This is a genomic window from Streptomyces sp. NPDC001222, from assembly GCF_042896945.1.
GTDB classification, from domain to species: Bacteria; Actinomycetota; Actinomycetes; order Streptomycetales; family Streptomycetaceae; genus Streptomyces; species Streptomyces gibsoniae.
Genome location: NZ_JBIAXT010000010.1, coordinates 126,820 through 141,053, shown reverse-complemented (window position 1 = coordinate 141,053; position 14,234 = coordinate 126,820). Strand labels below are relative to the sequence as shown.

The window sequence follows — 14,234 nt, the reverse complement described above, 5'->3', positions numbered from 1 at the left end:
CCCCGGGGTGCGAGCATGGCGGACATGGCAACTCATGTGATCACCGGAGCGGGTTCCGGCATCGGCGCGGCGGTGGCCCGCCGTCTCCACGCGCGCGGGGACGCTCTCGTGCTCCACGCGCGCGACGCGGGCAGGGCGAAGGAACTGACGGCCGAGTTCCCCGGGGCGACGACCCTGGTGGGTGACCTCGCCGACCCGGACAAGCTGTCCTGGGCGTTCTCGCACCAGTCCCTGCCGGACCGGGTGGACTCCCTGCTGCACATCGCGGGCGTGGTCGACCTCGGCCCGGTGGGCGAGCTGACCCCCAAGTCCTGGCGCCACCAGCTGAACGTCAACCTGATCGCACCCGCGGAACTGACCCGTCACTTCCTGCCCCAGCTCCGCGCCGCGCGCGGCCACGTCGTGTTCGTGAACTCCGGCGCGGGCCTGAACGCGCACGCGGACTGGTCGGCGTACGCCGCCTCCAAGCACGGCCTGAAGGCCCTCGCGGACTCCCTGCGCCAGGAGGAGCACGGCAACGGCGTCCGGGTCACCTCGGTCTACCCCGGCCGCACGGCGACCCCGATGCAGGCCGAGGTCCACCAGCAGGAGGGCAAGCCGTACGACCCGTCCGGATGGATCGACCCCGAGTCGGTGGCCACGGCCCTGCTGATGTGCCTGGACCTGCCGAGGGACGCGGAGGTCAACGACCTCACGGTGCGGCCCGGGGCGTAGCCAGGACAACCAGCCCGTCCGGCGCTTGAGGACGAGGCGGTTGAGGCCGACCAGGGGGTCTGGGGGTCGCGGCCCCCGGGGACGGGACCCACCACCGGCCGACGCTCGGTGGATCCGGCACCAGGGACGGCCGCACCCCCGGAGGGCCTACGCTGCACGGGTGAGTGAAGACAGCCAGTTCAGGTTCGGTGCCGCCACCGGGATCGGGTCCATGCCGGGCGGCGACGCCCGGGAGGCCGCCAAGACCGTCACCGGAAGCTTCGAAGACTTCCCCTTCCTCGCCGAGCTGCCCGCCCGGGGGCCCGGTGCGGACATGATCGGGCGGACCGCCGGGATGCTCGTCGACCTGTACGCGCGCGTGGAGCCCAGCGGCTGGCGGTTCGGGGACCGGCCCGGGCGGGACACCCGGCGGGCCCGCTCCTGGCTGGGCGAGGACCTGGACGCCCTGGAGGAGTTCACCCAGGACTACGAGGGACCGCTGAAGGTACAGGCGGTGGGTCCCTGGACGCTCGCCGCCGCCCTGGAGCTGAGGAACGGCGAGGCCGCGCTCTCCGACCCCGGCGCCTGCCGCGACCTCGCCGGCTCCCTCATGGAGGGGCTGCGGCTCCACCTCGACGAGGTACGGCGCCGCGTACCGGGAGCCCGGCTCGTCCTCCAGCTCGACGAGCCCTCGCTCACCTCCGTCCTGCGCGGGCAGGTGAAGACCGCCAGCGGCTACCGGACCCACCGGGCCGTCGACCGGCAGATCGTCGAGGCCACGCTGCGGGACGTCGTGCGGGTACACGCGGACGGCCCGGTCGTCGTGCACTCGTGCGCACCCGACGTGCCCTTCGCCCTGTTGCGCCGGGCGGGCGCCGCCGCCGTCTCCTTCGACTTCTCGCTCCTCACCGAGCGTGACGACGAGACGATCGGGGAGGCGGTGGAAGCGGGCACCCGGCTCTTCACCGGAGTCGTGCCGGGCACCGACGGCCCATTGTCGGACCCTGCCGGTAGCGTCATGGGTGTCAGGACGCTGTGGCGCAGGCTGGGGCTGCGTCCGGGGCTTCTCGCGCAGGCGGTCACGGTCACGCCGGCGTGCGGGCTCGCGGGCGCCTCTCCGGACTACGCCCGCCGGGCGCTCGCCCACTGCGTCCGGGCGGCGAGATCCCTCGCGGACAACCCAGAGTAACGGGAGGACCACACGGTGGCCGGCGACAAGCAAGCGGAGACGACGGTGCCCGCCGAGGCACGGGAGCAGCACGCGCAGCTCGCTGAGCAGATCGAGGAGCACCGCTTCCGGTACTACGTGAAGGACGCTCCCGTCGTCAGTGACGCGGAGTTCGACCGGCTCCTGCGCTCCCTGGAGGCGCTGGAGGAGGAGTACCCCGAGCTGCGCACCCCCGACTCGCCCACCCAGAAGGTCGCGGGGGCCTACGAGACGGAGTTCACGGCCGTCGAGCACCGCGAGCGCATGCTCTCCCTCGACAACGTCTTCGACGACGAGGGGCTGGCCGCCTGGGCCGACCGCGTCGCCAAGGAGGTGGGCACCTCCGCGTACCACTTCCTGTGCGAGCTGAAGGTCGACGGCCTCGCGGTCAACCTGACCTACGAGCACGGCCGCCTGACCCGCGCGGCGACCCGCGGAGACGGCCGTACGGGCGAGGACATCACGCCGAACGTGCGGACGATCGCGGAGATCCCGGACCGCCTCCACGGCGACCGGGTGCCCGACCTCGTGGAGATCCGCGGCGAGGTCTTCTTCCCGATGGAGAAGTTCGAGGAGCTGAACGCCCGGCTGGTCGAGGGCGGCGACAAGCCCTTCGCCAATCCGCGCAACGCGGCGGCGGGTTCGCTGCGGCAGAAGGACCCGCGCATCACGGCCACCCGCCCGCTGCACATGGTGGTGCACGGCATCGGCGCCCTCAAGGGCTTCGCGGACGGTCTGAGCCGTCTCTCCGAGGCGTACGACCTGCTGCACTCCTGGGGCCTGCCCACCGCCCGGCACAACAAGGTGGTCGACGACCTCGACGGCGTACGGGAGTTCATCGCGTACTACGGCGAGCACCGCCACTCCGTGGAGCACGAGATCGACGGAGTCGTCGTCAAGCTCGACGAGATCCCCCTCCAGGGACGGCTGGGCTCCACCTCGCGCGCCCCGCGCTGGGCGATCGCGTACAAGTACGCGCCCGAGGAGGTCAACACCAAGCTCGTCAACATCCGCGTGGGCGTGGGCCGTACGGGCCGGGTCACTCCGTACGCGCAGGTCGAGCCCGTCACGGTCGCGGGCTCGGAGGTCGAGTTCGCCACCCTGCACAACCAGGACGTGGTCAAGGCCAAGGGCGTGCTCATCGGCGACACGGTGGTGCTGCGCAAGGCCGGTGACGTCATCCCGGAGATCCTCGGCCCGGTCGTCGATCTGCGGGACGGCACCGAACGGGAGTTCGTGATGCCGTCCGAGTGCCCCGAGTGCGGTACGCCGCTGCGGCCCATGAAGGAGGGGGACGTCGACCTCCGCTGCCCGAACGCCCGGACCTGCCCGGCCCAGCTGCGGGAGCGGCTGTTCTATCTCGCCGGCCGCAAGGCGCTGGACATCGAGCACTTCGGCTATGTGGCCGCCGCGGCTCTCACCAAGCCGCTGGAGCCGGCCGAGCCTCCGCTGAAGGACGAGGGCGATCTGTTCGACCTCACGATCGAGCAGCTGCTGCCCATCAAGGCGTTCGTCCTGGACCAGGACAGCGGTCTGCCCAAGCGCGATCCGAAGACCGGCGAGGAGAAGATCGCCACGGTCTTCGCCAACCAGCAGGGCGAGCCCAAGAAGAACGCGCTCGCGATGCTGGAGAACATCGCCGCCGCCAAGGAGCGCCCGCTCGCGCGCATTCTGACCGGGCTGTCGATCCGTCATGTCGGCCCGGTCGCCGCCGAGGCGCTGGCCCGTGCCTTCCGCTCCGTCGACCGTATCGATCAGGCCACCGAGGAGGAGCTCCGGAACACGGACGGCGTGGGGGAGATCGTCGCGCGCTCCGTCAAGGAGTGGTTCGCCGAGGACTGGCACCGCGAGATCCTCCGTAAGTGGAAGGCCGCAGGCGTGCGGCTGGAGGAGGAGGGCTCGGGCGAGGAGGAGGGCCCGCGTCCGCTGGAGGGCCTCACCGTCGTGGTCACCGGCACGCTGGAGCGGTTCACCCGTGACGGGGCCAAGGAGGCCCTGCAGAGCCGTGGAGCGAAAGTGACCGGTTCTGTCTCAAAGAAGACGTCTTTTGTGGTCGTCGGTGAGAACCCGGGATCGAAGTACGACAAGGCCATGCAATTGAAGGTTCCGGTGCTCAACGAGGACGGTTTCACGGTCCTGTTGGAACAGGGGCCGGAGGCAGCGGCGGAAGTGGCCCTTCCGACCGGGGAGTAGTGGTTGAAGGCCACTCGTTCCGCGCATACCAGATGCATAGGGCGGCCGGGTCGTATTCGGGCAACCGCCGACGACCGCTGCCCGTGAAAGCCTTTTGCGGCCTACTGTTGAGATGTGCGCCTGCCGTGCCCGCACGCGTGGTGGGTCTCGGACGCGGTGCCGTTGACGGGTCGTCGGGCAGCAGGCCGCGTGGCGTGGGCACCGCCGGCTGTGAGAGGGACGGGAATGGAACCGACCGAGAGCGCCACCTCGGACTCACGGCTGCGCCTGCGCCGGATGTCCGGCGCCTGGCGGCTCTGCCGCCGCACCACGCGGTCACCGATACGCAGGAACGGCCCCGGCGCCGTGCCGGGCGTGCCACCCGCGGCGGGCCCCGTCCATGTCACCGGAGTGCCGCCGAGGAACCTCCCCGCCCTCCTCCCCGCCCAGGCCACCGCCCCCGGGGCCGTGCCACTCCCCGCGGTGCCGTCCGGCTCGCCCGCTCCGGACGGCGGGCGGCACGGGGTCCGGCTCGCGCTGCCCGCGGCGGTCGTGGCGGCGGCGGCGTGCGTCCTCGGCACCGGTCTCCTCCGTGCCTTCGGCGGACACCACGCGCTCTTCCCGTCCGGCACCGCCGGCTGGTCCCTGGCCGTGCTCACGGGCATCATCGTCGGCCATCTGGTCGCCCTCGGCCGCGTCCGCTCCTGGGGCGGCACGGGCTCGGGCGCGGCCCTGACCCTCGCCGTCCTGCTGCTGTACGGCTGGGTGCCCGCCGGAATGGTCAGCCTCACCGTCGTCGTCCTGGTCGTGACGGCCCGGCTCGGCCGCTGGCGGCAGGGCGTGCTGCACGGCGCGGTCGACATCCTCGGCATCGGCGCCGCAGCGCTCGTCCTGGCCGTCTTCGGACGCGTCCCGACCGTCGAGACGCCCTGGAACCCCCAGAGCTGGACCCTCTACACCGCGCCCCAGGTCGTCCTCGTCGCCGGCGCCTACCTCGCGGTGACCCGGCTGCTGCTGTGGTACCTCCACGCGGTGCGCGCCGGAAAGCTGCCCACGGTCGCCCGTTCCGCCCTCGTCCGGCAGGGACTCGTCGCCGTCGCCCTGCTCGGCATCGCCCCGCTGATCTGTGTCGTCGCCGTCACGCTCCCGATCCTGCTGCCCTTGTTCGCCGTCCCGCTCGTCGCCCTGGACTCCACCCTGTGGATAGCCCGGGCCCGCGCCGAGGAACAGCTGCGCGACCCGCTGACCGGCCTGCCCAACCGGCAGTGGCTGCTGGAGCGCACCTGGACGGCGCTCGACGACGCCGAGCGGATCGGCGCACGGGCCGCCCTGATGCTGATCGACCTCGATCGCTTCCGGTCGGTGAACGACACGCTCGGCCATCTCGCCGGTGACCGGCTGCTTCTGCAGATCGCCGAGCGGCTGCGGCTCGCGCTGCCGCGCGGGGCGGAGGCGGCGCGGCTCGGCGGGGACGAGTTCGCCGTGTTACTGCCCGTCGCGGACTCCACGACGTCCGCGTCACGGGCGGCCCGCAATCTGGTCGCGGCGCTCAGCTCCCCGCTCGACCTCGACGGACTCACGCTGGTCCTGGAGGCCAGCGCGGGGGTCGCCGTCTTCCCCGAGCACGCGCTCGACGCGGAGGGGCTGCTGCAGCGGGCGGACGTCGCGATGTACCAGGCGAAGCGGGACCGTACGGGGGTGGAGGTCTACGAGTCCAAGCGGGACTCGAACACCCCCGACCGGCTCGGACTGCTGGGGGATCTGCGACGCGCGCTGGACGCGCACGAGGTGGAGCTCCACTACCAGCCCAAGGTGCGCTTCGACGGGCAGGTCGCCGGGCTGGAGGCACTCGTGCGGTGGGTGCACCCCGAGCGCGGGAAGGTGCCGCCGGACGAGTTCATCGCGATCGCCGAGTCCTCCGGGCTGATGCCGCATCTGACGGAGTACGTACTGGAGACGGCGCTCGGGCAGGTGGCGCGCTGGCGGGCGCAGGGGCTGCGGGTCCCGGTGGCCGTGAACGTCTCGCCCCGCGATGTGCACACCCCCGGGTTCGCGGGCTCGGTGGCCGCGCGGCTGGCCCGGCACGGGGTGCCCGCGGGGGCGTTGCAGCTGGAGATCACGGAGCATGTGCTCCTGGAGGACCCGCAGCGGGCCGCCGACACGCTGGCCGCGCTGGCCGGACACGGCGTGAAGATGTCGCTGGACGACTTCGGGACGGGCTACTCGTCGCTGGTCCATCTGCGGCGGCTGCCGGTGAGCGAGCTGAAGATCGACCGTTCGTTCGTGGCGCGGCTCGCGGTGGACGCGGAGGACGCGGAGATCGTGCGCTGCACCGTGGACCTGGCGCATTCGCTTGGGCTGCTCGTCGTCGCGGAGGGGGTCGAGGACGACGAGACGTGGGAGCGGTTGCGCGACCTGCGCTGCGACGCGGTCCAGGGCTGGCTGGTCGCGGCCGCGATGCCGCCGGAGGAGACGACGGCGTGGCTGCGAGCACGGGGCGCCCGCGGCTGGCAACGCCCGAGGGCCGCACTCCCGGCGGCTGCGACGGACGAGTAGCGCCACCACCCTGACGACGGAGGTCCGGGCCGGCCTGTGCCCGTCGACCGCCCGTGCCCATCGACCGCCCGTGCCCATCGGTCGGCCTGTGCCCGTCGATCGGCCTGTGCCCGTCGATCGGCCTGTGCCCGTCGGTCGGCGCGTGGCCGTCGGTCGGCCTGTGCCCGTCGGTCGGCCTGTGCCCGTCGGTCGGCCTGTGCCCGTCGGTCGGCCTGTGCCCGTCGACCGCCTGTGCCCGTCGATCGGCCTGTGCCCGCCGATTGCCCTGTGCCCGCCGATTGCCCCGTGCCCGTCGATCGGCCTGTGCCCGCCGATTGCCCCGTGCCCGTCGATCGGCCTGTGCCCGCCGATTGCCCCGTGCCCGCCGATTGCCCCGTGCCCGTCGATCGGCCTGTGCCCGCCGATTGCCCCGTGCCCGTCGATCGGCCCGTGCCCGTCGACCGCCTGTGCCCGTCGATCGGCCCGTGCCCGTCGATCGGCCTGTGCCCGTCGATCGGCCTGTGCCCGTCGGCCGGCCTGTGCCCGCCGATTGCCCCGTGCCCGTCGATTGCCCCGTGCCCGTCGATCGGCCTGTGCCCGCCGATTGCCCCGTGCCCGTCGATCGGCCTGTGCCCGTCGACCGCCTGTGCCCGTCGACCGCCTGTGCCCGTCGATCGGCCCGTGCCCGTCGACCGCCTGTGCCCGTCGATCGGCCCGTGCCCGTCGACCGCCTGTGCCCGTCGATCGGCCTGTGCCCGTCGGCCGGCCCGTGCCCGTCGACCGCCCGTGCCCGCCGAACAGCCCCGACCGGCACCCGTCTCGTGCCCCTCCATCACCTCCAACCGCCTGCCGACGCACCGCGCGCGGGCAAACCCATGCGCGGGCACCCGCGCTCGCGCCATAGGATTGGGCCCAAACCACACACACTCACCCCAGAGGATCGCTGCATGCCTGGCATCACGCGCGAGGAGGTCGCCCACCTCGCCCGGCTGGCGCGTCTGGAGCTGAAGCCCGAAGAGCTTGACCACTTCGCGGGCCAGCTCGACGACATCATCGGCGCGGTCGCCCGCGTCAGCGAGGTCGCCGACCAAGACGTACCGCCGACCTCCCACCCGCTGCCGCTGACCAATGTCATGCGCGCGGACGAGGTCCGTCCGTCGCTCACCCCCGAGCAGGCGCTGTCCGGCGCCCCTGCCCAGGAGCAGCAGCGTTTCAAGGTGCCGCAGATCCTGGGGGAGGAGTAGCCCGTCATGACGGACAAGAACAGCATCATCCGGCTCACCGCCGCCCAGACCGCGGAGAAGATCGCCTCCGGCGAGCTGACCGCCGTCGAGGTCACCGAGGCCCACCTCGCCCGTATCGAGGCCGTGGACGAGAAGGTGCACGCCTTCCTGCACGTCGACCGCGAGGGCGCGCTCGCGCAGGCCCGTGCCGTCGACGAGAAGCGGGAGCGGGGCGAGAAGCTCGGCCCGCTCGCCGGCGTGCCGCTCGCGCTCAAGGACATCTTCACCACCAAGGGCGTGCCCACCACCGTCGGGTCCAAGATCCTCGAGGGCTGGATCCCGCCGTACGACGCGACCCTGACCAGGAAGCTCAAGGAAGCCGACGTCGTCATCCTCGGCAAGACCAACATGGACGAGTTCGCCATGGGGTCCAGCACCGAGAACAGCGCCTACGGCCCCACCGGCAACCCCTGGGACCTCACCCGTATCCCGGGCGGCTCCGGCGGTGGGTCGAGCGCCGCGCTCGCCTCCTTCCAGGCCCCGCTCGCCATCGGCACGGACACCGGCGGCTCCATCCGCCAGCCCGCGTCCGTCACCGGCACGGTCGGCGTCAAGCCGACGTACGGCGGTGTCTCGCGGTACGGCATGGTCGCCTTCTCCAGCTCCCTCGACCAGGGCGGCCCCTGCGCCCGTACGGTCCTGGACGCCGCCCTGCTGCACGAGGTCATCGGCGGACACGACCCGCTCGACTCGACCTCCATCGACGCCCCGGTCCCGCAGGTCGTCGAGGCCGCGCGCAACGGCAGCGTGGCGGGCATGCGCATCGGTGTCGTCAAGCAGTTCCGCGGCGAGGGCTACCAGGCCGGTGTCCTGCAGCGCTTCGACGAGGCCGTCGCCCTCCTCAAGGAGCTGGGTGCCGAGATCGTCGAGCTGGACTGCCCGTCCTTCGACCTGGCGCTGGCCGCGTACTACCTGATCGCCCCGAGCGAGTGCTCCAGCAACCTCGCCCGCTTCGACGGTCTTCGCTACGGCCTGCGCGTCGGCGACGACGGCACGCACTCCGCCGAGGAGGTCACCTCCCTCACCCGTGAGGCGGGCTTCGGCGCCGAGGTCAAGCGCCGCATCATGCTCGGCACGTACGCCCTCAGCTCCGGCTACTACGACGCGTACTACGGCTCCGCCCAGAAGGTCCGCACGCTCATCACCCGCGACTTCGAGAAGTCGTTCGAGCAGGTGGATGTGATCGTCTCGCCGACGACCCCCACCACCGCCTTCCCGATCGGTGAGCGCGCCGACGACCCGATGGCGATGTACCTGGCGGACCTGTGCACCATCCCGGTCAACCTGGCCGGCAACGCCGCCATGTCGCTGCCCTGCGGTCTTGCTCCGGAGGACAACCTTCCGGTCGGCCTGCAGATCATCGCCCCGGCGCTCAAGGACGACCGGCTCTACAAGGTCGGCGCCGCCGTCGAGGCCGCCTTCGTGGAAAGGTGGGGGCACCCGCTTCTCGAGGAGGCTCCGTCGCTGTGAGTAAGGCACTGTCCAAGGCCAAGGGCTTCAAGAAGTCCAAGTCCGGTATGTACCTGTCCATGGCCACCACCGCGTTCGGCGCGATCGGTGTCGCGAAGCAGGCCAAGAAGGCCCGCCTCGAGAACGACACGCTGCGCCTGATCGACGCGGCCGTGTCCGCCGCCGCCATCGTCACCGGCCTCGCGATCCTCTACCGCGAGCTGAAGCGGATCGGCGACGACGACGTCCTGCTGGGCTGAGAGGGAAGTTTCACCGTGACCATCACCACCGACCTGGTGTCGTACGAGGACGCGCTGGCGTCGTACGACCCCGTCATGGGCCTTGAGGTCCATGTCGAACTCGGCACCAAGACCAAGATGTTCTGCGGCTGCTCCACGGCGCTCGGCGCCGAGCCGAACGCGCAGACCTGTCCCACCTGCCTCGGCCTGCCCGGCGCGCTCCCCGTCGTCAACACGATCGGCGTGGAGTCCGCGATCCGGATCGGTCTCGCGCTGAACTGCGAGATCGCCGAGTGGTGCCGCTTCGCCCGGAAGAACTACTTCTATCCGGACATGCCGAAGAACTTCCAGACCTCCCAGTACGACGAGCCGATCGCCTTCAACGGCTATCTCGACGTACAGCTGGAGGACGGCGAGACCTTCCGCGTGGAGATCGAGCGCGCCCACATGGAGGAGGACACCGGCAAGTCGACGCACGTCGGCGGAGCCACCGGCCGCATCCACGGCGCCGACCACTCCCTCCTGGACTACAACCGCGCCGGCATCCCGCTGATCGAGATCGTCACCAAGCCGATCGTCGGCGCGGGCGAGCGTGCGCCCGAGGTGGCGAAGGCGTACGTCCGCGAGCTGCGCGAGCTGATCCGGGCGCTCGGCGTCTCGGAGGCCCGGATGGAGATGGGCCAGATGCGCTGTGACGTGAACCTGTCGCTGATGCCGAAGGGCTCCGAGAAGTTCGGCACCCGCTCGGAGACGAAGAACGTCAACTCGCTGCGCTCCGTCGAGCGCGCGGCCCGCTACGAGGTCCAGCGCCACGCCGCCGTGCTCGACAGCGGTGCCAAGGTGATCCAGGAGACCCGACACTTCCACGAGGACACCGGCTCGACGACCTCGGGCCGCACCAAGGAGGAGGCGGAGGACTACCGGTACTTCCCCGAGCCGGACCTGGTGCCCGTCGCGCCCTCGCGCGAATGGGTCGAGGAGCTGCGGGCGACGCTGCCGGAGCTGCCCCTCGTGCGCCGCACCCGGCTGCTGGAGGAGTGGGGGATCTCCGCCACCGACATGCAGGCGATCCTCAACGCGGGCGCCCTGGACCTGATCGTCGCCACCATCGAGGCGGGCGCCGACGCGGCCTCCGCCCGCAAGTGGTGGATGGGCGAGCTGGCCCGCCACGCCAACGAGTCCGGCAAGGCCCTGGACGACGTGTCGATCACGCCGGAGCAGGTCGCCCGGGTCACCGAGCTGGTCGCCGCCGGTGACCTGAACGACAAGCTGGCCCGCCAGGTCATCGAGGGCGTTCTCGCGGGCGAGGGCACCCCGGACGAGGTCGTCGAGAAGCGCGGTCTGAAGGTCGTCTCCGACGAGGGCGCGCTGACCGTGGCCGTCGAAGAGGCCATCGCCGGCAACCCCGGCGTCGCGGACAAGATCCGCGGTGGCAAGGTGGCCGCGGCCGGCGCCCTGGTCGGCGCCGTCATGAAGGCCACCCGCGGCCAGGCCGACGCGGCTCGCGTCAAGGAGCTGATCCTGGAGAAGCTCGGCGTCGGCGAGGGCTGATCACCACCGCGAAAGCACCCGAAGGGGGCGGTATATCACAGCGATATACCGCCCCTTTTTTGTTTAATTTGTTTAACGAAAAGCTTATTTCGGGCGACAGTGCCACGGGAAATGTCTGTGAATTGGATCGCAGTTCTGTGACTAAGCCCACGAAAGCGGCAAACGATCTCTTCTGGCTGCGACAGTGTTGGGGATTGCTCATACGTTCTTTGCGGGTTGTTCAGTTCCACATGCGGCTGTTCCCGGTCAAAGATCAACGAAATCAATCTTCAGGGAGCACGTTCGTGGCAGCCCTTGCCCGCTGGTGTGTACGCCACCGCCTCGTCACCGTTCTGCTTTGGCTCATCGCCTTCGCCGGTGTCACGGTCGGCGCATCCGTCGCGGGCTCTGCGTACTCGAACCACTACGACGCTCCCGGCACCGAGGCCGGCCGCGCCACCCAGATGCTCCAGCACGGCTTCCCCGGCCTCGGCGGCGACAGCGACAGCGTCGTATGGCGCAGCACCGGCCCCGGCGGAGTGCGCTCCGCCGACGTCGAGCAGACGATGACCCGGACCCTGGACCGGATCTCGACCCTGCCCGGCATCGTCTCCGTCACCAACCCCTACGAGGGCGGCCACAGCGCCCAGATCAGTGGGGACGGCCGTACCGCGTACGCCACGATCACCTTCGACCAGCCGAGCGAGAACATCGGCAAGGGCCAGGCCAAGGCCGTCGTCGACACCGCCAAGGCCGCCGAGAACGGCGGCCTGAAGGTGGAACTGGGCGGCAGCGCCGTCGCGCTCACCCAGCCGAAGGGCGGCCATGTCGCCGAGGCCGTCGGCGTCGGCGTGGCCGCCGTGGTCCTCTTCCTCGCCTTCGGGTCGCTCGCCGCCTCCCTGCTGCCCATCGCCACCGCGTTGATCGGCGTCGGCACCGCGTACTCGGGCATCGGCCTGCTCGGCCACGCCATGACCGTCGCAGACTTCGCGCCCATGCTCGGCCTGCTGATCGGGCTCGGCGTCGGCATCGACTACGCGCTGTTCATCGTGACCCGGCACCGCAAGATGCTGAAGCGGGGCACCTCGGTCGAGGAGGCCGCCGTCGGCGCCGTCTCCACCACGGGACGGGCCGTCGTGTTCGCGGGCGCCACCGTGTGCATCGCGCTGCTCGGCATGCTGATCCTGCGGCTCAGCTTCCTCAACGGTGTCGCGTTCGCCGCGTGCCTGACCGTCCTGCTCACCGTCGCGGCCTCCGTGACCCTGCTGCCCGCCCTGCTGTCCTTCATCGGGCCGCGCGCCCTGAGCAGGCGCGAGCGGCGCAGGCTGTACGAGCACGGTCCCGAACCGGAGGTGCCGACCGGGCTGGCCGCCCGCTGGTCGGCCTTCGTCGAGCGCCACCCCAAGAAGCTCGGCGCACTCGCGCTGGCCGTGATGGCCCTGCTCGCGCTGCCCACCCTCTCCCTGCACCTCGGCACCTCCGACCAGGGCAACGACGCGAAGTCGTCGACCACCCGGCAGGCGTACGACATGCTCGCCGACGGCTTCGGACCGGGCGTCAACGGCCCGCTGACCCTGGTCACCCATGTCAACGGCGCCGAGGACAAGCTGGCGCTCGACAACCTCAACGGCACCCTCGCGGCCACCAAGGGCGTCGCCTCGGTCACCCCGGTGACGTACAACAGCGGCGGCGACACCGCCTATCTCACCGTCGTTCCGCAGTCCTCCCCGCAGTCCCAGCAGACCACCGACCTGGTGCACCGGCTGCGCGCGGAGGTGCTGCCGCGCGCCGAGCAGGGCACCACGCTGGATCTGTCCGTGGGCGGCGTGACGGCGGCCTACGACGATTTCGCGGGCGTGATCGTCGGCAAGCTGCCGCTGTTCGTGGGCGTGGTGATCAGCCTGGGCTGTGCGCTGCTGCTGCTCGCCTTCCGGTCCTTCGGCATTCCGCTGAAGGCCGCCGCGATGAACCTCGCCGCCGTCGCCTCCGCGTTCGGCGTGGTCGTCGCGATCTTCCAGTGGGGCTGGGGCAGCGAGCTGCTGGGCCTCGGCCGGGCCGGCCCGATCGAGCCCTTCCTCCCCGTGATCATGGTGTCGGTGCTCTTCGGCCTCTCCATGGACTACCAGGTGTTCCTGGTCAGCCGGATGTACGAGGAGTGGCTGGAGACCCGCGACAACCGACGGGCCGTACGCGTCGGCCTCGCCGAGACCAGCCGGGTGATCAACTCGGCGGCCGTCATCATGATCTCCGTCTTCCTCGCCTTCGTCGCCGCCGGTGACCGGGTGATCGCCATGTTCGGCATCGGACTGGCGGCGGCCGTCGCCCTCGACGCGTTCGTCCTGCGCACCCTGCTCGTCCCCGCCCTGATGCATCTGCTCGGCGGCGCCAACTGGTGGATGCCGTGCTGGCTGAACCGCCGACTGCCGCGCATCTGCATCGAGCCGCCGCACTGCCGTGCGACGATGCCGGGGCAGCGCATCGACGCGGACGCGCTGGTGGACGAACTGGTGAAGGAGCGGCAGCCGGATGTACGCGATATCCCTGGGTGACGACGGGGCCGAACTACGACCGCTGGAGCCGTGGCACGCCGAGGAGTTCCTGGCGCATCTGGACCGCGGGCGCGAGTTCGTCAACCAGCACATCCCGTTCGGGGCGAACGCCACGGACGCCGCCTCCGCCCGGGCCCTCCTGCGGTCGTACGCCGACAAACGCGCCGCCGACAGCGGCAGCCTGCACGGGCTGTGGCTGGACGGGAAGCTGGTCGGGGGGCTGCTGTTCCGGGTCTTCGACGCCGCCGGTGGTACCTGCGAGGTCGGTTGCTGGCTGGAGCCCGCCGCCACCGGACGGGGGCTCGTCACCCGTGGCATGCGGGTGCTCATCGATTGGGCGATTGACGAGCGGGGGATCCACCGTGTGGAGTGGTGCGCGTCGTCCGCCAACACGCCGAGCGTCAAGGTGGCGCGACGGCTGGGCATGAGCAGGGACGGCGTACTGCGTGAGAACTACCTGTACCGCGGTGTGCGCCAGGACACCGAGGTGTGGTCGGTGCTCGCGCCCGAGTGGCGGGCGGCACGGGCCCGTGACGATCATTAAGAGACCTCTCAGACAGCGTCCGTACGGTGCGAG

At 71.2% G+C, this 14,234-nt stretch carries 10 protein-coding genes; all 10 read left to right on the top strand.

Going from position 1 to position 14,234, the window contains the following annotated elements; genetic code table 11:
* The first annotated feature begins 15 nt into the window (after nt 1-15).
* Entirely contained in the window at nt 16-714 is a 699-nt protein-coding gene (locus ACFY2Z_RS16480; protein ID WP_390744846.1) for an SDR family oxidoreductase, read from the top strand.
* A 160-nt stretch (nt 715-874) separates the two neighbouring features.
* The gene (locus tag ACFY2Z_RS16475) at nt 875-1,882 is read left to right on the top strand and encodes a methionine synthase (RefSeq protein ID WP_390744845.1); all 1,008 of its coding nucleotides are present in this window, start codon (nt 875-877) and stop codon (nt 1,880-1,882) included.
* 15 nt (nt 1,883-1,897) lie between these two features.
* Nucleotides 1,898-4,093 (top strand): NAD-dependent DNA ligase LigA, encoded by a 2,196-nt coding sequence (gene ligA / locus ACFY2Z_RS16470; protein WP_390744844.1) that lies wholly within the window; start codon nt 1,898-1,900, stop codon nt 4,091-4,093.
* Nucleotides 4,094-4,318: 225 nt separating this feature from the next.
* Complete coding sequence (locus ACFY2Z_RS16465) at nt 4,319-6,628, top strand: putative bifunctional diguanylate cyclase/phosphodiesterase (protein WP_390744843.1); 2,310 nt, start codon at nt 4,319-4,321, stop codon at nt 6,626-6,628.
* A gap of 926 nt (nt 6,629-7,554) precedes the next feature.
* A complete protein-coding gene (gatC, locus tag ACFY2Z_RS16460) occupies nt 7,555-7,851 on the top strand; it encodes an Asp-tRNA(Asn)/Glu-tRNA(Gln) amidotransferase subunit GatC (protein WP_006130840.1) in 297 nt (98 codons plus the stop codon).
* Between the two features lie 6 nt (nt 7,852-7,857).
* The gene (gene gatA / locus ACFY2Z_RS16455; protein WP_390744842.1) at nt 7,858-9,360 is read left to right on the top strand and encodes an Asp-tRNA(Asn)/Glu-tRNA(Gln) amidotransferase subunit GatA; all 1,503 of its coding nucleotides are present in this window, start codon (nt 7,858-7,860) and stop codon (nt 9,358-9,360) included.
* Entirely contained in the window at nt 9,357-9,599 is a 243-nt protein-coding gene (locus ACFY2Z_RS16450; protein WP_390744841.1) for a hypothetical protein, read from the top strand. The genes gatA and ACFY2Z_RS16450 overlap by 4 nt, the downstream gene beginning before the upstream one ends.
* Before the next feature lie 15 nt (nt 9,600-9,614).
* Nucleotides 9,615-11,129 carry an Asp-tRNA(Asn)/Glu-tRNA(Gln) amidotransferase subunit GatB gene (gene gatB, locus ACFY2Z_RS16445; RefSeq protein ID WP_390744840.1) on the top strand — a complete coding sequence of 505 codons (1,515 nt, stop codon included), beginning with the start codon at nt 9,615-9,617 and terminating at the stop codon, nt 11,127-11,129.
* 284 nt (nt 11,130-11,413) lie between these two features.
* On the top strand, nt 11,414-13,657 hold the full coding sequence (locus tag ACFY2Z_RS16440) for an MMPL family transporter (protein WP_390744839.1): 2,244 nt from the start codon (nt 11,414-11,416) through the stop codon (nt 13,655-13,657).
* Nucleotides 13,635-14,201: a GNAT family N-acetyltransferase gene (locus ACFY2Z_RS16435; RefSeq protein WP_390744838.1), complete on the top strand. Its 567-nt coding sequence runs from the start codon at nt 13,635-13,637 to the stop codon at nt 14,199-14,201. Before ACFY2Z_RS16440 ends, ACFY2Z_RS16435 begins: the two co-directional genes overlap by 23 nt.
* Nucleotides 14,202-14,234: the final 33 nt, after the last annotated feature.

Coding starts and splice junctions, on each gene's coding strand:
- ACFY2Z_RS16480 (WP_390744846.1), top strand. CDS start 16: ATGGCGGACATGGCAACTCATGTGATCACCGGAGCGGGTTCCGGCATC.
- ACFY2Z_RS16465 (WP_390744843.1), top strand. CDS start 4,319: ATGGAACCGACCGAGAGCGCCACCTCGGACTCACGGCTGCGCCTGCGC.
- gatC (WP_006130840.1), top strand. CDS start 7,555: ATGCCTGGCATCACGCGCGAGGAGGTCGCCCACCTCGCCCGGCTGGCG.
- gatA (WP_390744842.1), top strand. CDS start 7,858: ATGACGGACAAGAACAGCATCATCCGGCTCACCGCCGCCCAGACCGCG.
- ACFY2Z_RS16435 (WP_390744838.1), top strand. CDS start 13,635: ATGTACGCGATATCCCTGGGTGACGACGGGGCCGAACTACGACCGCTG.